Raw genomic sequence first — 19375 nt, 5'->3', positions numbered from 1 at the left:
CCCGGTCAGGGTGTGCGGTCGCAGTCGAGCGCCGTCGGGTCGACGGCGTCGGCCATGGCCTGCATGCCCTTGTCGTTGGGGTGGAGGTGGTCGCCGCCGTCGAGGGCGGGCAGCATCCGCTCGGGGTCGTAGGGGCTGCGCAGGACGCGGTCGAAGTCGGTGACGGCGTCGAACAGCCCGCCGTCGCGCACGAACGCGTTGACCTCCTGGCGGACGGCCTCGGCGGCCGGGTCCCATTCGCCCCAGCCCTTGAAGGGGCCGACGGTCGCGCCGACGACGCACTTCCCGGCGGCGTGCGCCCGCGCGACGATCGTGCGATAGCCGTCGATCATGTCGGCGGCGGTGACGCCGGTGTGGGCCTTGATGTCGTTGACGCCCTCGAAGAGGAACACGGTCCGCACCCCGGGCAGGGACAGGACGTCCCGGTCCAGCCGGTTCAGCGCGCTCTGCCCGGCGCCGTCGGCGAGGACCTTGTTGCCGGAGATCCCCTCGTTGGCGACGCCCTGGACGGGCGTGTCCGTGCGGTGCAGGCGGCGGGCGAGGTAGTCGGGCCAGCGGCGGTTCAGGTCGGAGCTGGACTGCCAGCCGTCGGTGATGGAGTCGCCGAGCGCCGCGACCGCGCCGGTGCCGGACCGGGGGCGCACGGAGACGGCGTCGAGGTAGAGCCAGGAGCCGGTGGGCGTCGTCCAGGCGGCGCCGCTCTCCTCGGCGGTGTGGTCGCCGTCGGCGGCGTACGAGGTCTGCATCGCCATGCCGTGGCCGGTGGCGGGTCCGGCGGCGTCCGGGCTGTGCAGGCTGACGACCAGGTCGGTGGCGGCGGGCAGCGAGCCGGGCAGCGGGTCGCTCCACACGGTGGCGCCCGCCGGTACGGCGACGGTGCGCGCGCCGCCGAAGGTGAGCCGCCGGTTGCTGCCCCGGCGCAGTTCGGCGCCCTGCGCGCGGACGCCCGCCCAGACGCTGTCGAAGGTGATCGGCCGGTCCCCGAAGGCGTTGGACAGGCGGACGCGGACACCGGTGCCGCCGGCGCTGGTGCGCACGACGAGCCGGTGGCTGCGGCCCGCCACCCCGGTGCCGAGGGCGTCGGCGCTCGCCGCCCAGGTGACGACGTCGTGCGGGGCGCTGCTCGCCCCGGCGGGCGGGGCCGCGCAGACGAGCACGGTCAGCAGCGCGGCGGCCGCCGCCGGGACCGCGGCCCTCATCGGCCGAACCCCTTCAGCGTGACGGAGGCGCCGGGCCGCAGGGTGATCTGGCGGGTCGTGGGGCCGTGGGCGACCGTGGTGGTGCGTCCGCCGACGCTGCGGACGGTGACATGGGTCGGTTCCCCGTCCCGCCAGCGCAGGTCCACCTCGAAGCCGCCGCGTGCGGGGACGCCCTCGAGGTGGCCGGAGGCCGCCCAGGCGTCCGGGAGCGCGGGCAGCAGTTCGATGTGCCCGGGCCGGGAGTACAGCAGCATCTCGACCATGGCGGCGGGGGTGCCGAAGTTGGCGTCGATCTGGAAGATGCCCCGGCCGCGTTCGGCCTCGTAGATGTCGAAGAGGTTGGACGCCGTGCCGTTGCGGCCGTCGGTCGAGGGACGCAGGTTGTTCACGATCGACCGGTAGGCGTTCTCGGCGTTCTTCAAACGCGCCCAGCACGCGGCGCGCCAGGCGTTGGCCCAGCCGAAGTTCTCCGTGCCGCGCGCGGTGAGCAGGGCGGTGGCGCCGGCGACCACGTCCTTCGGGGTGGAGCCGTCGGGGCGGATGCGGTCGCCGGGGAACAGGTTGATCAGCGGGGAGAGATGGCGGTGCTCGGTCTCGCCGAGGTTGTCGGGGGACATCCACTCCTGGAGCCAGCCGGTGGTGGGGCTGACCTCGGGCAGATACAGCTTGCGGCGCAGGGCGGCGACGGTGTCCGCGTAGCGGGTGTCGCGGCCGAGTGCGGCGGCGGCCGTGCAGTAGGCGCCGAACAGCGTCCACACGACCTCCTGGGCGTAGGTGATGCCGCGGGCGTCCTGCGGGCCGTGCTCAGGGGACCAGTCGTGGTCGTCGACCAGCACCTCCTTCGAGGTGCCGGGGAGGGTCACGGGGAGCAGCCGGGCCTCCCAGAACTCGCAGGCCCCCTTGAGCAGCGGGTAGATCTTTTCCAGGTACTCCCGGGAGCCGGTGTACTCGTAGTGCTCCCAGAGGGTGGCGCACAGCCAGGCGTTGCCGGCCGGGTGCCACCACCAGCCGCTGCCGCCGTAGGGGTTGGTGGAGAAGGCGACGGCCCAGCCGGCGGTCCTCCCGCTGGTGTTGCGGAAGCGGTTGCGCGGGTCGTCGAACCGGCGCCGGGTGACGTCGGTCCAGGCGGGCAGTTGGGCGAGGCAGTAGTCGGCGAGGGCGTCGAAGCAGGCGGACAGGCCTGTGCGGTCGGCCATCCAGTAGGTCATCTGGATGTTGATGTCGGTGTGGTAGTCGCCCATCCAGTCCGGGTCGTTGCCGTCCAGCCACAGCCCTTGCAGGCCGAGGGGCAGGCTGTCGCGCGAGCCGCTGATCATCAGGTAGCGGCCGAACTGGAGGTAGGCGGCCTCCAGTTCGGGGTCGGGTTCCCCGTCGCGGGCGCGGGCGTGCAGCCGCTCCCAGGTGTCGAGGGCGCGCTGTTCCGCCGTGGAGGTGCCGAGGGAGAGTCCCAGCCGGCCGTACAGGGCGCGGTGGTCGGCGACATGGGTGCGCCGCAGGGCGTCGGCCGGTACGGCCGCGGCGGCGCGGGCCTTGGCGCGGGCGAGGCGCTCGGGGTCCAGGGAGGTGTCGCGGAAGCCGGTGGAGGCGTCGGGGGCGTAGTCGGTCCCGGCGCAGACGACGACGGTCAGGTCCGTGCAGCCGGTGAAGTCGATCCGGGTGCCGTGGACGGTGACCTTGCCGCCGGTGCCGCGGGCCTGGACGGCGGCGCCGTAGCGCAGCCCGTTGGGCAGGGCCGCCCCGAACGACTCGGCGGTGTCCGGTTTCTCGCCGTGGGTGCCGGTGAGGGTGATGCTGCCGGTGTAACGGCCGCCGCCGGACTGCGTGAAGCGCAGGACGATCACGTCGTCGGGGTGGCTGGCGTACAGCTCTCGCCGGTAGGTGACGCCGGAGCGGACGTAGGAGCAGCCGGCCACGCCCTGCGCGAGGTCGAGGGTGCGGCGGTAGTCGTGGACGGAGCCGAGGTCGTGGTCGGGGATGTCGACGGTGAGCCGGGCGAGCAGGGTGAAGGAGCCAAAGTCGGCGCGCCCGTAGGGGAACTGGCCGTCCTGGTCGAGGGTGTCGTTGAGGCCGCCGGTCCACATGGTGGCGTCGGTGACGAGCAGCAGTTCGCGGCCGGGGTCGTTGCTCGCGAGGGCGCCGATCCGGCCGTTCCCGACGGGCAGTCCCTGTTCGATCAGGGAGCCCTCGTCGCCGGGAGCCCGCCACCACAGTCGGTCGCGGGCCGCGTCGGCGGGGAGGGGTGTGTCGGCGGGCCGGTCCGCGGGGGCGGCGGAGGCGGTGAAGGCCGGGAGGGCGCCGAGGGCGGCGGTGAGGCCCGCGGTGGTGGCCAGGGAGAGGACGCCGCGTCTGCTCGGGTCGTGCGGGCTGGGGTTCATGGGGGCTCCGGGGTACGTCCGGGCCGGGGCCCGGCGCACGGCCGGGCCCCGGCGGGGGGTCAGAGGGAGGTCGGTACGTCGATCCGGTCGATGTCCGGCGCGTAGCCGGTCCCGCTGTCGAACGTGATCGTGTTGGTGCCGGCCTTCAGCCTCACCGGCACGTACACGCTGTCGACGGTCCCCCAGTCGCCGGTGGAGGCGAACCGGTGGGAGGTGCCGCCGCCCCCGTTCGCGGAGACGAGGACGGACCTCGGGTCGCCGCTGACGTACGCGACCCTGACCTGGTAGGTGCCGCTCTTCGGGACGACCACGTCCTCGACGGTGACCTTGCCTCCGGTGTAGAGGTTGCCGACCTTGTGGCCGTCGGAGCAGGCCGAGCAGCCGGCCACCACGGCGTTCCCGGCGAGGGTGCCCGCCTCGGCCTCATGGGCGGTCCAGGCGAGCCGGGTGCCGTGCGGGGTGACGGTGAACAGGCGGGAGCCGTGCGCCGGCAGGGCCTCGGTGATCCCGCCGGTTCGGTTGCCGAGGTTCTCCTTGTTCCACACGTCACGCACCGAGGCGCGGCCCTTGAAGCCGAGGGTGGCCCAGTCGGCGGTGACGGCGGCGGGCGCGTCGGCGAGGTTGAACAGGGCGACGGTGTAGGTGCCGTCGGGGTTCTTCGCCGCCCACACCTGCTGGGCGTCGGAGGCGGTGACGGGCTCGGCGGGCGGGGCGTCGCTCTGGTTGATCGCGATGACCTCGCGGTCGGTGAGCAGCTTCAGCCCGTAGGAGTCGAGCCGGGTGAGGTCGTCTCCGGTGAACAGGGGGGACTTGGCGATGGCCCACAGGGTGGCGTAGCTCTGGCGTTCGGCCTTGGTGAGGCCGTCCATCTCGCCGTTGCCGACGTTGAGGGAGTCGAGGTCGTTCCAGCCGCCGGGTCCGGCGTGCGCGGTCCAGGCGGGGGCGTCGTCCCAGCGGTCGTCGACCGAGTTCTCCCACGAGACCAGGGTGTTGCAGTAGCACTCGACGTCGGTGTCGATGCGCCAGCCGTTGGAGTACTTCTTCCAGTCGGCTATGTGCCCGTGGTCCAGGGACCAGGACAGTTCCAGGTGGATGGGGCGGCCGGTGGCCTCGATGGCCTTGTGCCAGGCGGCGACGTCGGGGACGTTGTCGTAGTTGTCGCCGCTCTTGAAGGAGCCGGGGCCGACGCCGTCGAGCTTGAGGAAGTCGTAGCCCCAGTCGGCGAACATCCGTGCCTGCGAGTCGATGTACTTCTGCGCGCAGGGGTCCGAGAAGTCGATCTTGTAGGCGCTGTCCCAGCCGTTGGTGGTGCGCAGGTCGTCGTACACGATGTCGCCGGTGGTGCAGCCCTCGGCGTTCCAGACCGGGTTCTTCCCGTCGCCGTAGGCGCCCTTCTCCAGGCCGACGGGGAGATAGATGCCGGCCTTGAGGCCCTTGGCGTGGATGTGGTCGGCGACGGCCTTCATGCCGCTGGGGAAGCGCACCGGGTCGGCCTGCTGCCGGCCGTACCGGTCGAAGTGCGACGTCCAGGACCAGTCCATCCACCAGCCGGCGTCGATGTTGACGTACTCGTAGCCGTACTTCTTCAGCTTCGCGGCCATCGCGTCGGTCTGTTTGAGGACGTTCGCCTCGGAGAGGTAGCTGTAGTCGCCCTTGGGGTTGAGACCCGGGTACTTCGACGACTGCATGGTCCAACTCGTCCAGCCCATATAGGGCTTGGCGGCGACGGGGGGTGCGGCCGGGGCGGCGGGGGCCGCCGGGGGCGTGGCGGCGTTCTCGGCGCGGGCGGCGGGGACGGCGGCGGTGACACCGGCGGTGAGCGCGAGCACCACCAGGGCTCTCAGGGCGCGTGCGGGCAGGGCGGAGTACGAGGATGACCGCATGGGTCGTACCTCCAGGGGGTCGGTTCAGCGGCTCGGGGGCTTGTCGTCGGCTCGGATGAAGGACTGGATGGCGGTGGCGGCGGCCCCGCGTGCCCATTCCTCGAAGGGCAGCGGGCGGGTTTTGACGTCGCACCGGGCGGCGGAGCCGAACGCGGCCGCGGCGAAGGCGTCGCGGATCTGCTCGGCGAACAGGTCGTAGGCGGCGAGGCCCTCGCCGGAGATGATCACGCGTTCGGGGCCGAGGAGGTTGGCGACGGTGGCGATGCCGCGGCCGATGGCCTCGCCGGCCCGGGCGTAGGCGTCGCGTGCCGCGGGGTCCCCGGCGTGGGCCAGGGCGACGGCCCCGGCGATGTCGGCGACGTCGGTGCCGGCGGTCTCGCGGATACGGCGCAGGATCGCCGCGTCGCCCGCGATGGCCTCCACGCAGCCGCGGTTGCCGCAGTGGCATGGCGGGCCGGCCGGGTCGACGGTCACATGGCCGATCTCTCCGGCGACCCCGTGGGCCCCGGCGACGACCCGGCCGTGCACGACGAGGCCGCAGCCGATGCCGGCGCCGACCGTGACCACGGCGAAGTCGGACAGCCCGACGCCGGCGCCGAACCACTGCTCGGCGACGGTGAGCGCCCGGACATCGTTGTCCACGGTGACGGGCAGCCCGGTGCCGGTGGTGACGAGGCCGGCGAGGGGCACGTCCCGCCACTCCAGGAACGGCGAGTAGCGGACGACGCCCGCGGCGCGGTCCACGTCACCGGAGACAGCGACACCGAGGCCGAGGACGGGGGTGCCCGACGCCTCGGCCTCCGTGCGCAGTCCGGCCACCAGGTCGGCGATGCGGGCCAGGACGTCCCCGGGTTCCCGTCCGGGCAGCGGGGCGTGCCGGGCGGCCCGGATACGGCAGCACAGGTCGGTGAGGACGGCGATGATCTCGTCGCCGGTCACCTTGACCCCGATGAACAGGGCCCGGTTGCCGTCCACCCGCACGGGGTTGGCGGGCCGGCCGAGGGCGGGGCGGGCGGCCTCCTCGGTGTCCTCGACGAGGTAGCCGGCCTCGATGAGCGGCCGGACCGCCTTGGTGACGGCGGCCGGGGACAGCCCGGCCCGGCGGGCCACCTCCAGACGGGTGACCGGGCCGTGGCAGAGGACCGTGGTGAAGATCTGCGAGGCGGCCGGCGTGTGCGCCGGGAACGTCTCGGCGCCGCGGTTCGAGGACATGCGGGGAACCTAGAGCCCTTATTTTCCGCCGTCAATAAATGTCACAGGATTCGTCCGCGGCGGCCGGCCGCGGGCGGGGACCCTGCCGGGGACCCGGCCGGGGACTCCGCGCGGGACTCCCTCCCGGTGACGGAACATCTGTCCAACTGTGCGTCGTGCGCGGCGATCTGACGGCATACGGGAAAGTTGTGCCGCACACACGGGATGATCGACGTCCGCCGCCCCGGCGCGGCGACGGGAGGAGCACGGATGGTCTCAGCGATGGCGGCGAGGGCGACGGCGGCAGCGGCGGCCCTGGCGACGCTCATGGCCGTACCCGCCCACGCGGCGGTGCCCGGCGCACGGGCGGACACCCTGCCCGCGCCGGACAACGAGGGCGTGTGGAACGCGCTGCGCGCGGCGCAGCGGCAGGGGGCGCCCGGCGCGATCGCCCGGCTCGACGACGGGAGCACGGCCCGCTGGGCGGCGGTCGGGGTGGCCGACCGGGGCACCGGGCGGGCGATCGGCAACGCCGACCGGTTCCGCATCGGCAGTGTCACCAAGACCTTCTCGGCGGTCGTCCTGCTCCAGCTGGCCGACGAGGGGAAGCTGTCGCTCGACGCGCCGGTCACCCGCTATCTGCCGGGGCTGCTGCCCGACGACCGCATCACGGTGCGGCATGTGCTCGGCCACCGCAGCGGCCTGTACGACTACACGAACGACATGTTCGCGAAGACGGTGCCCGGCTTCGAGGCGGTCCGCACCAAGGTCTTCACCTACCGCCAGTTGGTGAAGCGCTCGCTCGACAAGCCGCGCACGACCGCGCCGGGCGGCGCGTACTCCTACTCGAACACCAACTTCGTGGTCGCGGGACTGCTCATCGAGAAGCTGACGGGGCACTCCGTGCGGACCGCGTACCAGGACCGGATCATCGGGCCGCTGGGGCTGAAGGACACCCTCTACGTGCATCCGGGCACGAAGATCCCCGGCCGGCACACCCGTGGCTACCTCACGCCGGACACGGCGGGGGCGCCGCTCGTGGACGCCACCGAGCAGACGGTGTCCTGGGCGCAGAGCGCGGGCGCGGTCATCTCCACCACCAAGGACCTGCACGTCTTCCTGTCGGCCCTGCTGGGCGGCCGGCTGATGTCCGGGGCCGGGCTGGCCGAGATGCGGCGCTGGGTGCCGGCGGGCACCGGCCAGGCGTACGGGCTGGGGCTGCGGCGCCGCGATCTGTCGTGCGGGGTGTCGGTGTACGGGCACACGGGCGCCGTCCAGGGCTACTACACGGTCGCGTTCGCGTCGAAGGACGGCAGGCGCAGCCTCACCGCGCTCGCCAACACCTCCAACAACGGCACGGTCCTCACCACCATGCTGGGCGCGCTGGAGTCGGCGTTCTGCGGCAAGAGGACCAAGGCGCGGCAGCGCGCCCTCCCCGTGGAGCGCTACGAGGACGTGGCGCCCTCGGTACCCGTGAACCGCCCGGCGGGGCGGGCCCGGTGAGGTGACACCGCCGCTGAACTGACCACGCGCCCAGGTGACTTGCGCCTCACGAGCAACCCCGCCCGACCCATCGACGTCTTGATCGACGACAAGTGAAGCCCTGGCCACCCCTTCCGGCCAGGGCTGGTTCCTCACGCTCTATACACGCCCTGTATACGCTCCGTGTATACGCTCTGCGTATACACGGAGCGTATACAGGGTGCGTATGCCGATCGAAAGGCATCGATGTACGGCAAGGCTTTCGCCCCGGAATACCAGGGCGCTCTGACCACCCTGTCCGTGAACGCGTCCCTCACGGACGTCCTGGCCGCCGGCACCGAGCAGTTGAGAGCCGCCGAGCGGGCCGGCGAGCACGGCGAGGCGGCCCGCTCGGGCCTCGCGGTCGCCGAGGCGCACCGCAGGCTCGGGCAGGTCGCGGAGGCCGAGCGGGCCTGGAAGGCCAGTTACCGCTCCGCCCGCGCGGCCGGTGACGGGGCGGCGATGGCCTGGGCGCTGTGGAGCGGCGGCACCCTGGCCCGCCAGCGCGGCGCGTTCCGGCTCGCGTTCCGGCTGCTCCAGCTCGCGGCGGACCTCGGCGAACGCTCCGGTGACGTCGTCGTGCGCGGCTACTCGCTGGCCGGGCTCGCCGAGACCGGGCGCATCCAGGGCGACTACGACGCCGTCCACCGGCTGCACGAGCAGCTGCTGGCCGAGGCGCGGCGGCGCGGGGAGGCCCGGCACACGGTGTGGGCGCTGGAGGGCATCGCGCAGATCCACCGCAACACCGGGTCGTACGACACGGCGTACGCCCTGTTCGAGGAGGCCGCCGGGATCGCCGCGCGGGCCGAGGACCGCCGTGGGCACGCCTGGGCGCTGCGCGGCCTCGCCGACGTCGTGTCCGTGCGCGACGGCGACACCGAGCGGGCCCTCGCGCTGCTGTCCGAGGCCGAGGCGACCTGCCGGGAGATGCGGCTGACCAGCGCGCTCGCCTACAACCACAAGATGCGCGGGAACGTCCTGTACCGCGCGGGCCGGTACGCGGAGGCCCGGGACCGGTACGAGGAGGCGCTCGCTGAGTTCCGCGCGATGGCCGAGCCGCGGGGCGAGGCCCTGTCACGGCTGGGCCGCGCCAAGGCGCTGGCCCGGCTGGGACGCGACCGTGCCGAGACGGCGGCCGAACTCGCCGAACTGGCCGACGTGATGGACCGGATAGGGCTGCGGCACGCCCGCGCGATGGTCGCCGAGGCGCAGCGGGAGTTCTGCTCGGGCGAGGCCGCCATGGCGAGCGCGGAGACGGCGGGTGCCGTCCTGTGAGCGCCCTCCCCACGCCCGTCCGGGCGCCCGAGGACACCCGGCCGGCCGCCGGCGTCCAGCAGACCCTCGCCCGGTGCCGGGCCCTGGTGACGCCCGCGCTGCGGGAGACCGTGGCGGGCGCGCACCCGTGGATCGGCGAGATGGCCGCCTACTCCTTCGGCTGGTGCGAGGTGGGCGGGGCGCCGTCCGGCTCCTCCGGCGGGAAGGGCGTACGGCAGGCCCTGGCCGTGCTCGGCGCGGAGGCGGCCGGGGCGCCCGGACGGGCCGCGGTCCCGGGCGCCGTCGCGGTGGAACTGGTGCACGCCTTCTCGCTCCTGCACGACGACATCATGGACGGCGACGAGGCACGCCGCCGCCGGCCCACCGTGTGGAAGGCGTACGGCACCGGGCCCGCCGTGCTCGCCGGGGACGCGCTGTTCGGGCTGGCCGTCGAGGCGCTCGCCGACGCCGGGGCACCGGCCGTGCGGCTGCTGTCCCGGGCGCTCGGGGACCTGGTGCGCGGCCAGGCGGACGACCTGCTGTTCGCGTCGCGCCCCTGGACCGGCCCGGACCGGGTGCGCCCGCGCGAGTACCGGGCGATGGCCGAGCACAAGACGGGGGCGCTGCTGGGCTGTGCGGTCGCGCTGGGCGCCGTCCTCGGCGGGGCGCCGCCCGCGGCCGTGGCCGCCCTCGACCGGGCCGGACGGCATCTGGGCGTCGCGTTCCAGGCCGTGGACGACGTGCTCGGGATCTGGGGCGACCCGGCCGTCACCGGCAAGCCCGTGCACGGCGATCTGCGCGAGCGCAAGAAGACCTTCCCGGTGCTGGCGGCCCTGGACTCCCCCGCCGCCGGGGAGCTGTCCGCGCTGCTGGAGTCTGCCGCCGCCCCGGCGACGCTCGCGGACCTGATCGACCGGGCCGGCGGGCGGACGGCCGCGCTCGCGGAGGCCCGGCAGCACGTGACGGCCGCCCGCGCCACCCTGGAGAGCGTGCCCCTGGCCGCCGGACCCGCCGCCGAACTGCGGTCGCTGCTGGACTTCGTGGTGCGGCGGGAGGTGTGAGCGCGGTGCCGTCGGTCCCGGCTTGACCGGCGGCGTTCCGCGAGCGAGGGTGCAGACGGCGTGGGAGACGCCCCGCGCCGGAAAGGTGAGTGTCTTGATCGGGATCTCCGAGGTCGAAGCCGCGGCCGGACTCGTCGCCGGGCATGTCGTCCGTACGCCGACCGTGTCCAGTCCCGGGCTCTCGGCCCTGCTCGGCGTGCCGGTGACGGCGAAGCTCGAACTCCTGCAGCGCACCGGCTCGTTCAAGGCGCGCGGCGCCACGGCGAAACTGCTCTCGCTCGACGAGGCGCAGCGCGCGGCCGGGGTGGTGGCCGTCAGCGGCGGCAACCACGGGATCGCCCTCGCGATGACGGCGGCCGTCCTCGATGTGAAGGCGACCGTGGTCATGCCGCGGACGGCGCCGGCGCGTGCCGTCGACATCGCCCGGGACGCCGGGGCGTCGGTGCGGCAGACGGACGACATGGCCGGGGCCTTCGCGCTCGTCACCCGGCTGCGGGACGAGGGCCTGACCCTGGTGCACCCCTTCGACGATCCCTTGGTCGTCGCCGGCCAGGGCACGGTCGGACTCGAACTCGCCGAGGACGCCGACGCCTTGACGGACGTGGTGGTGAGCGTCGGAGGCGGCGGCCTGATCGCCGGGGTCGCGGTGGCATTGCGGGCCCGGCGCCCGGACGTACGGATCTGGGGCGTGGAGACGGAGGGCGCCGAGGCGATGTCGGCGGCGCTGGCGGCGGGCGGGCCGGTGCCGGTGCCGCTGTCGTCGATCGTGTCCACGCTGAGCGCGCCGAGCGTCTCGCAGCTGACGTACGACCATGTGTCGGCGCTCGTGGACGACGTGCTGGTGGTGCCGGACCGGGAGGCGGTGCGCGGGGTGCTCGATCTCGCCGAGCACGCCAAGGTGTGGACCGAGCCGGCGGCCGGTGCCCTGCTGCCGGCCGCGCGGCGCGTGCTGGAGCGGGTCGGGGACGGCGCCCGGCTCGGTCTGGTGGTGTGCGGGGGCAACGCGACGACCGCGGATGTCGGGCGCTGGGCGGCGGATTTCGGCCTTCACTGAGCATTCCCGGCGGAATTCCCCCGCCCTTTTCGGTTGCTTACTCCAGCGTCAGGAAGAAAGGAGGAAGAACGCCCTTTCTTGGCGGCTTTCGTTGAACGGACCGGGTGACGGCTCCCGTACTTCCTGTGAGATATGGGAGTCAGGTGTTCAGCGAGGGATGGCCATGGTCAAGGCACACGTCTCCACTTCCGAGGTGGTCGCCGGGCGGTACCGCCTCGTCGATGTCGTGCATCGCGAGACGAACCGGGTGAGCTATTCCGGCGAGGATCTGGAAACCGAACACCCGTGCCTTCTGACCCAGATCGGTCTGCCTCTCGGCCAGGACCCGGACACCGCGCGGCGGGCCACCTCCCGTATTCGACGGACGTCGGAACGCATGGCGCTGCTGCGGCCCGGCCGGGTGGCCACCGTCCTGAACGCCGTCGAGGAGGCCGGGAGCCTGTGGATCGTGACCGAGTGGATCGACGGGGCGCCCCTGGGTGAACTCCTCACCCGGCAGGGCACGTTCGACTACACCCGCACCGCGCGGATCGGCCTGGAGCTGCTGGACGTGCTGGAGGCCGCGCATGTCGCGGGCATCACCCACGGCGAGCTGAGCCCTGGTCAGGTGTTCGTGGGCGAGGAGGACGCCGTGGTGGTCACCGGCTTCGGCCTGGCCGGCGCCACCCTCTCGCCCCGCCTCGCGGCACCCTCGTACGCCTCGCCCGAGCAGGCCCGCGACGAGCGCGTCGGGCCGGCGTCCGACCTGTGGGCGCTCGGCGCGATCCTCTACTCGATGTCCGAGGGCCGCCCGCCGTACCGGGAACGGGACCGGCCCGAGGCCACCCTGAAGGGCGTGGACCGGCTGCCGCTGCGCGCGCCCGTCCGCTCGGGACCGCTCACCCAGGTGGTGCAGGGGCTGCTGCGCAAGGAGTCCCGGGAACGGCTGGGCAGGTCCGCGGTCCGTGACGCCCTCGTCCGCGTCCTGCGCGACGATCACGGCACGGCCGGCGAGGAGGCGCCGCACCCCGGGCTGCTCGACCGGTTCGGTGCCGGTCCCGTCCGGGGCAGACGGGCCCTGCTGTTCGGCACGGCCCTCGCCGTGGTCACCGTCACCGCCGCCGTCCTCGTCGCGACGGGCGGCCGGGACGCCGGCCCCCCGGAGGCCACGGGCCGCCTGACCCCGCCCGCCGGGACGGGCGGCGGCGCCTCCTCCATCGCGCCCAGCGCCCCGGCGTCGGACGCGGGGACGCCGGGCACGGGTCTCCCCGACGGCTACCGGACGTACACCTCGCCGGACGGCTTCTCCGTCGCCCTGCCCCGCGGCTGGAAGCCGGTGTCCACGACCCGGGCCGCGGATCTCGCGTACCGGGTGTTCCTGGGCACCGAGGGCGATCCGCGCCGGCTGGCCATCACCTACAGCGAGCGGCTCGACCCCGACCCGGTGGCCGTCTGGCGCGACGACGTGCAGCCCGAACTGGCCCGGTCGGGCGGCTTCCAGCGGATCGGCGAGATCGAGGCCACCACCTATCAGGGGTACGAGGCCGCCGACATGGAGTGGCTGTCGCGCAGCGGCGGCACCCAGGTGCACACCTTCGGCCGGGGCTTCCTGCTGGACGACCATCGCGGCTTCTCGCTGCGCTGGTCGACCCCGGCCGCGGACTGGGAGGCCCCGGGCAACCGGGAGGCCCTGGACGTGTTCCTGCGGACCTTCCGGGTGCCCGGGGACTGACGGCCGGGTCAGGAGGCCGGGGCGGCCATCCTGCGCAGGCGCATGCCGTGCAGCGGCTCGGTGCGCCAGCGCGCGGCGAAGGTGCGCTCCTTCAGGGAGCACGTCAGCTCCAGATGGTGCGGGGTCTCCAGGAACGCGACGTCCAGGGCCAGGGTGCCGGCGTCGGTCCAGCCGCCGCTCACCGCGGTGGGCACCGGGCCCTCGGTGACGGTCCAGCCGGGGCCGCCGAGCCGCACGCGCAGCGGTTCGCCGTCCTCGGTGAACGTCAGGTCCCAGCCGCCGTCCCGCTCGGCGAGGTCGACGGCGCTCACCTTGGGCAGGGCGGCGTGGACCTCGTCGTCGGGGGTGAAGGCGCCGTGCCAGGACTCGGCCTCCCCGGCGGGTACCGGTTCCCCGGGGGCGGGCGGCAGGGCGAGGCCGGCCAGGCGGCGGGCCAGGGCCGCGTCGGCCTCCTCCGCGCCCGTCCCCGGGGCGCCACTGAACGCGGGCAGCAGGTGCTCCCAGACGAGGTTCAGCAGGCCCGGCATGTCCCAGGTGTCGGCGGTGGTCACCACCACCGCGTCGTGCTCGGGCAGCACCACGCAGAACTGGCCGAGGGCCCCGTCGCCGCGGTAGCCGTGCCGGGACATCCAGAACGAGAAGCCGTAGCCCCGCTGCCAGTCGTCGCCCGGCATCCCGCCGGACGACGGGATCTGGGCGCGCGTGGCCTCGGCGACCCACTCCTCGGGCAGCAGCCGCTCGCCCTCCCAGACGCCGCCGCGCAGATACAGCAGGCCGAGCCGGGCCATGGCGTCCGTGGTGGCGTGCAGTCCGCTGAAGCCGAGCTCACGGCCGTCGCGGTGGCGCAGCCAGGCCACGTCGCCGATGCCGAGCGGGTCCAGCAGCCGCGGCCGGAGGTACTCGGTCAGCGACTGTCCGCTCACCCGCTGGACGACGGCGGCCAGCGTGAAGGTGGCGGGCTGGTTGTACGCGAACACGGTGCCGGGTTCGTGCGGCGGGGGTTCGAGCAGGAACCCTCGGACCAGGTCGTCGCGGTCGCGTTCCCGCGCGGCGAAGATCATGTCGGTGTCGTGCCCGGTGGCCATGGACGCCACGTGCCGCACCAGGACGGCCCGGCTGCGCGGGTCGGTGATCTGCGCGTCGAGCTCGGGGAAGTACGAGATCACCGGGTCGTCGAGCCGGAGCAGCCCCTCGCGGGCGGCGATCGCGGCCGCCGTGGCGGTGAAGCTCTTGCTGATCGAGTAGAGCAGGTGCCGGCGCTCGGCGGTGTACGGCGCCCACCATCCGGCGGCCACGACATGGTCGTGCCGCAGGATCATGAGGCTGTGCGGTTCGATGCCGGGGGCGGCGTCGACGGCGTCGAGGAAGGCGAGGACACCGGAGGCGTCGACGCCCTGGGCGGAGGGCGGGCTCGAGGGCAGCGGGCGAACAGACATACGTGCATCCTGCACCGGCACCCCGGCGGGAGCGAGGGGTTCGCGCCTGTCTTCCGTGGTCTCCGTGGCCCGTTGTCCGTTTTCGTGCGCGGTGTCCGGGGACTCGGGGCCCATGGTGCAGATCGGATACACGATGATGACCGAGCAGGCCGGCCCCCGTGAGCTGGTCGACCACGTGGTCCGCGCCGAGGAGGCGGGCTTCGACTTCTCCGTCACCTCGGACCACTACTTCCCCTGGCTGCGCTCGCAGGGGCACTCGCCGTACGCGTGGAGCGTGCTGGGTGCCGCCGCGCAGGCCACGTCCCGGATCCCGCTGATGACGTTCGTGACGTGCCCGACGACCCGCTACCACCCGGCCGTCGTGGCGCAGAAGGCCGCGACCCTCGGGTTGCTGTCGGAGGGCCGGTTCCGGCTGGGGCTCGGCTCGGGCGAGAACCTCAACGAGCATGTCGTGGGCGGCGGCTGGCCGTCGGTGGACGTGCGGCACGAGATGCTCGAGGAGGCCGTGGAGATCATCCGCGCGCTCTTCGAGGGCGGACACGTCAACCACCGGGGCACGCACTTCGACGTGGAGTCGGCCAAGCTGTGGGACCTGCCCGACCAGCCCGTGCCCATCGGCCTCGCGGTCTCGGGTGAGCGGTCCTGCCGGCTCGCGGGCCGGCTCGCCGACCTGGTGATCGCCACCGAGCCCAAGCCGGACCTGCTGGCCTCCTTCGACCGGCACGGCGGCTCCGGAAAGCCGCGGGTGGGCCAGCTGCCGGTCTGCTACGACCGTGACCGGGACGCCGCGGTCAAGCGCGCCCACGACCAGTTCCGCTGGTTCGGCAGCGGCTGGAAGGTCAACTCCGAGCTGCCGCACCCGGACTCCTTCGAGGGGGCCACCCAGTTCGTCACCCCGGAGGACGTGGCCGCGTCGATCCCGTGCGGCGACGACCCGGACGCCTTCGTCGAGGCGGTCCGCCCGTACGCCGAGGCCGGGTTCACCGAGATCGCGCTGATCCAGATCGGCGGCGACGCGCAGCTGCCCTATCTCGACTGGGCGCGCGACACTCTGCTGCCGGCGCTGCGGAACGCCTTCGGCTGACCGGCCGCCCCCCGTCCGCCGCCGCTCACTCGGAGTCGGTGTAGCGGCGGCGGGTCCACAGCGGCAGCACGAACCAGCACACGACGTACCAGACGACGATGCCGGTCACCAGCCAGGGGACGTAGTCGTCATGCGTGGCGACCCGCAGGATCAGCAGCAGCGAGGACGCCATGGTGACGAGGAGCAGCACCAGGCCGACCAGGGTGAGCCGGGAGGCCCACGCGACCGCCTGGGGTTTGATCCGGCGGCCGGAGACCAGCCGGTGCAGCGACACCGGGCCGATCAGGGCGCCGGTGGCGGCCGCGCCCACGACCACCGTGAAGATGTAGATCGACTGGTCGGTGGAGCGCAGGTCGTCGTATTTCGACGTGAACACGACGGTCAGCAGGAAACCGAAGAGGATCTGCACGCCCATCTGGGCCACGCGTACCTCTTGGAGGAGTTCGACCCACATGCGGTCGGCCCGCTCGTCCTCGGTCTCGTTGCGTCCTCGGCGCCGCTTCGTGCGGTCCTCGTCGTCCGTCACCGTGTCCTCCCGCCTGCCGCGGGGACGCGTCCTGGAGAGACGCGCCCTCAGCAGTGCGGGTACCCGCTGGGCGGGGTCCTGTCCCCGTCACCCCGCCCGGCGGTTCACCAGCGGCTCTCGACCTGGTCCTTGATCCGGCGGTCGTAGAGGTCCCGGATCGCGGCGAGGGTGTCCTCGGAGAGGTCCGGGAGCGCGGCGGCGGCCGCGTTGGCGCGGGCCTGCTCGGGCGAGCGGGCGCCCGGGATGACGGTGGTCACGCCGGGCTGCTGGACGATCCAGCGCAGTGCCAGCTGGGCCGGGGTCCAGCCCTCCGGGGCGAGCGCGGAGAACTCGGCCGCGGCCTCCACCCCGGTGGCGTAGTCGACGCCGGAGAAGGTCTCGCCCTGGTCGAAGGCCTCGCCGTGCCGGTTGTAGGTGCGGTGGTCGTTCTCGGGGAAGACGGTGTCCTTGGTGTACCGGCCGGACAGCAGGCCGGAAGCCAGAGGCACGCGGACGATGATGCCGACGCCGGCCTCGCGGGCCGCCGGCAGGACCTCCAGGAGGGGCTTCATCCGGAAGGCGTTGAGGATGATCTGGACGCTGGCCACGTTCGGGCGGGCGATCGCGGTGAGGGCCTCGGCGCAGGTCTCGACGCTGACGCCGTAGTGGGCGATGCGCTCCTCGGCCACCAGGGTGTCGAGGGCGTCGAACACCTCGTCGGTGGAGTAGACGGGGGTCGGCGGGCAGTGCAGCTGGACCAGGTCGATGCGGTCCGTGCCGAGGTTGCGCCGCGACCGGTCGTTCCAGGCGCGGAAGTTGTCGAGGACGTAGTTCCCGGGGATCTGGTCGACGCGGCGGCCCATCTTGGTCGCGACGAGGATGTCCAGGCCGGGCCGGTCGCGCAGGAACCGGGCGATGGTCTGTTCGCTGCGTCCGTCGCCGTACACGTCGGCCGTGTCGAAGAAGGTCACGCCGGACTCGGCCGCCGCCTCCAGGACACCCTCGGCCTGCCGGTCGTCGACGTCTCCCCAGTCCGCGCCGAGCTGCCAGGTCCCGAGGCCGATGACGGACGCCCGCAGGCCCGCCCTGTCGAATGCACGCTGTTCCATGGCGCCAGTGTGTCATTCAGGATTCAAGTACGCGGAACGGACCCCTCCGAGTACGGCCGGACGGCCCTGGCCTGGACGGTGCGCGCGACCCTCGGGCCGAGCCAGCGCTTGAGCCGCCGCAGGGTCTCGACCTGCCCGGCGGCCCGGTCGATCCGGTAGTACAGCTGCGGCGGGACGTGCGGCAGCAGGGGTGAGTGGCGCTGGCCGAGCAGGGCGAACATCTGCTGCGGGGGCAGCTGCATGTACCGGGGCAGGTTCTCGTACCACAGGGCGCTGTAGCGGGCGGCGCTCTGCACGGACAGCAGGGCCCGCCGGCGCTCGTCCTCGTAGCGGGTGAGGGCGCGCGGGAGCGAGGGCTCCTCGTGCAGGGCGGCGGCCAGGGCCATGGCGTCCTCCAGGGCGAGGGTGGTGCCGGCGCCGATGGAGTAGTGGGTGGTGTGGGCGGCGTCGCCGATCAGGACGAGGTTGCCGCGGTGCCAGGTGCGGTTGGTGAGGGTGCGGAAGTGCAGCCACTGGGCGCCGCCGACGGCGCCGGACGGGCGGCCGTACAGGGGGTGCCCGTCGAGGACGTCGGCGAAGAGCTTCTCCAGCAGAGCGAGTCCGTCGGCCTCGTTCGCGCGGTGCAGGCCGAGGCCGGTGAAGGTCTCGGGGGAGCACTCGACGACGCAGGTGCTCGCCTCGGGCCCGAAGCCGTAGCCGTAGCACCAGATCCAGCCGTGGTCCGTCTCCACGAAGGCGAAGGTGAAGGCGTCGAAGACCTTGCTGGTGCCGAGCCAGATGTAACGGTTGCGGCCCATGGTGATCCGGGTGCCGAAGTGGCCGGCGTGGTGGGCGCGCAGCGTGCTGCGGACACCGTCGCCCGCCACGACCAGGTCGGCGGCGGGCAGGGCGTCCGGGGTGATCTCGTGCTCGAAGTCCAGGTGGACGCCGAGCGAACGGGCCCGGTCGGCGAGGATCTCGAGGAGGCGGTGGCGGCCGATGCCGTGGCCCTCGTCGCCGGGCTGGCGGGCCGTCAGGTCGCGTACGTGGGCGACGCCCTGGTTCCAGCGGACGGAGCTCGCCTCGACGGCGCGGGCGGTCACGGGGTCGTGCGCGTGGAGCCGGTCGAGCAGGGCGCGCCAGTAGGTGACGCCCCAGCCGTAGGTGGTGCCCAACGGGTTGCGTTCGTGGACGGTGACGTCGTGGGACGGGTCCCGCAGCTTGAGCAGGATCGACAGGTACAGCCCGGCGGGTCCGCCGCCGACGCACGCGACCTTCACACGCACCCCTAAAAATCAACTAATCGGTCATTTCGGACCGCAGAGTAGCAGGCGGCGCGCCCGATTCCGCGCTGCCCGCGGATCGCGCCAGCTTCCCGGCGTGAGGCAGCCCACCACCACCGGCACCCCGCGCGAGAGATCACCGCCAAAGGGCGCCGACGGAGAAGGAATTGCCCGTTCCGCCCGCCGGGAGCTTCGCCGCGAGCAAGATCATCTTGGTTCAACTCTGCATGACATGTGCGCACTTGTCCGGATCGGACCCAACCGCCTTCGCGCGGTTTCTCCCGGTCGCGTCCGGCCCGATAGGCATACGGAGTCACCACCCGAACGCACCATCGAACGCACCCGGGAGATCCGTATGCCCGCACTCAGCAGACGGCAGGCGCTCACCACCGCCGCCGCCCTCGCCACCGCGGCGGCCGGTGTCGCCGCCGCCCCCGCCACCGCCACGCCGGCGCGCGCACACCACGACCCGCACTCCCCCGCCTCCTTCGACGAGGTCTACCGGGGCCGCCGGATACAGGGCCGCCCGGCGACGGGCGCCCACGCGCACCACGGCACCGGCTACACCGTGCTCATCGACGGCGTGGAGCTGCACCTGATGCGCAACGCCGACGGCACCTGGATCAGCGTCGTCAGCCACTACGACCCGGTGCCCACCCCGCGCGCCGCCGCCCGCGCGGCCGTGGACGAGCTCCAGGGCGCTGCCCTGCTGCCCTTCCCCGCCAACTGA

General features: G+C 73.5%; 15 protein-coding genes. 7 read left to right on the top strand and 8 right to left on the bottom strand.

Features of this window, described 5'->3' with window-relative positions:
* Window positions 1–5: 5 nt before the first annotated feature.
* The 4 genes from F8R89_RS33045 to F8R89_RS33030 are packed head-to-tail and all read right to left on the bottom strand — an operon-like array spanning window position 6 to window position 6669.
* Window positions 6–1199 (bottom strand): SGNH/GDSL hydrolase family protein, encoded by a 1194-nt coding sequence (locus F8R89_RS33045; RefSeq protein WP_151787438.1) that lies wholly within the window; start codon window positions 1197–1199, stop codon window positions 6–8.
* Entirely contained in the window at window positions 1196–3574 is a 2379-nt protein-coding gene (locus tag F8R89_RS33040) for a glycosyl hydrolase family 95 catalytic domain-containing protein (protein ID WP_151787437.1), read from the bottom strand. Before F8R89_RS33040 ends, F8R89_RS33045 begins: the two co-directional genes overlap by 4 nt.
* A gap of 59 nt (window positions 3575–3633) precedes the next feature.
* The gene (locus F8R89_RS33035) at window positions 3634–5457 is read right to left on the bottom strand and encodes an alpha-galactosidase D (RefSeq protein ID WP_151787436.1); all 1824 of its coding nucleotides are present in this window, start codon (window positions 5455–5457) and stop codon (window positions 3634–3636) included.
* A 24-nt stretch (window positions 5458–5481) separates the two neighbouring features.
* Complete coding sequence (locus F8R89_RS33030; protein WP_151787435.1) at window positions 5482–6669, bottom strand: ROK family transcriptional regulator; 1188 nt, start codon at window positions 6667–6669, stop codon at window positions 5482–5484.
* 249 nt (window positions 6670–6918) lie between these two features.
* Between F8R89_RS33030 and F8R89_RS33025 the strand changes: the two genes are divergently transcribed.
* From F8R89_RS33025 to F8R89_RS33005, 5 genes are all read left to right on the top strand, one after another.
* Window positions 6919–8151, top strand: coding sequence for a serine hydrolase domain-containing protein (locus F8R89_RS33025; RefSeq protein ID WP_151787434.1), 1233 nt, complete (start codon window positions 6919–6921; stop codon window positions 8149–8151).
* A 225-nt stretch (window positions 8152–8376) separates the two neighbouring features.
* Window positions 8377–9444, top strand: a complete 1068-nt coding sequence (locus F8R89_RS33020; RefSeq protein ID WP_151787433.1) for a tetratricopeptide repeat protein — start codon at window positions 8377–8379, stop codon at window positions 9442–9444.
* Window positions 9441–10484: a polyprenyl synthetase family protein gene (locus F8R89_RS33015; RefSeq protein WP_151787432.1), complete on the top strand. Its 1044-nt coding sequence runs from the start codon at window positions 9441–9443 to the stop codon at window positions 10482–10484. Before F8R89_RS33020 ends, F8R89_RS33015 begins: the two co-directional genes overlap by 4 nt.
* A 94-nt stretch (window positions 10485–10578) precedes the next feature.
* Window positions 10579–11538, top strand: coding sequence for a pyridoxal-phosphate dependent enzyme (locus F8R89_RS33010; RefSeq protein ID WP_151787431.1), 960 nt, complete (start codon window positions 10579–10581; stop codon window positions 11536–11538).
* Window positions 11539–11701: 163 nt separating this feature from the next.
* The gene (locus tag F8R89_RS33005; RefSeq protein ID WP_192806297.1) at window positions 11702–13249 is read left to right on the top strand and encodes a serine/threonine protein kinase; all 1548 of its coding nucleotides are present in this window, start codon (window positions 11702–11704) and stop codon (window positions 13247–13249) included.
* Window positions 13250–13257: 8 nt separating this feature from the next.
* Here F8R89_RS33005 and F8R89_RS33000 read toward each other — a convergent pair whose 3' ends face one another.
* Window positions 13258–14685, bottom strand: coding sequence for a serine hydrolase domain-containing protein (locus F8R89_RS33000; RefSeq protein ID WP_151787429.1), 1428 nt, complete (start codon window positions 14683–14685; stop codon window positions 13258–13260).
* Window positions 14686–14797: 112 nt separating this feature from the next.
* Between F8R89_RS33000 and F8R89_RS32995 the strand changes: the two genes are divergently transcribed.
* On the top strand, window positions 14798–15769 hold the full coding sequence (locus tag F8R89_RS32995) for an LLM class F420-dependent oxidoreductase (protein WP_151787428.1): 972 nt from the start codon (window positions 14798–14800) through the stop codon (window positions 15767–15769).
* A gap of 25 nt (window positions 15770–15794) precedes the next feature.
* Here F8R89_RS32995 and F8R89_RS32990 read toward each other — a convergent pair whose 3' ends face one another.
* From F8R89_RS32990 to F8R89_RS32980, 3 genes are all read right to left on the bottom strand, one after another.
* Entirely contained in the window at window positions 15795–16295 is a 501-nt protein-coding gene (locus tag F8R89_RS32990; protein WP_151787427.1) for a DUF6328 family protein, read from the bottom strand.
* Window positions 16296–16399: 104 nt separating this feature from the next.
* On the bottom strand, window positions 16400–17383 hold the full coding sequence (locus F8R89_RS32985) for an aldo/keto reductase (RefSeq protein WP_151787426.1): 984 nt from the start codon (window positions 17381–17383) through the stop codon (window positions 16400–16402).
* Window positions 17384–17406: 23 nt separating this feature from the next.
* Window positions 17407–18642 (bottom strand): FAD-dependent monooxygenase, encoded by a 1236-nt coding sequence (locus F8R89_RS32980; RefSeq protein WP_192806296.1) that lies wholly within the window; start codon window positions 18640–18642, stop codon window positions 17407–17409.
* 358 nt (window positions 18643–19000) lie between these two features.
* Between F8R89_RS32980 and melC1 the strand changes: the two genes are divergently transcribed.
* A complete protein-coding gene (gene melC1, locus F8R89_RS32975) occupies window positions 19001–19375 on the top strand; it encodes an apotyrosinase chaperone MelC1 (protein ID WP_151787424.1) in 375 nt (124 codons plus the stop codon).

It is taken from the genome of Streptomyces sp. SS1-1 (assembly GCF_008973465.1).
Lineage (GTDB): Bacteria > Actinomycetota > Actinomycetes > Streptomycetales > Streptomycetaceae > Streptomyces.
The sequence above is the reverse complement of the archived record's forward strand: the minus strand, read 5'-3'. Positions and strand labels throughout refer to the sequence as shown.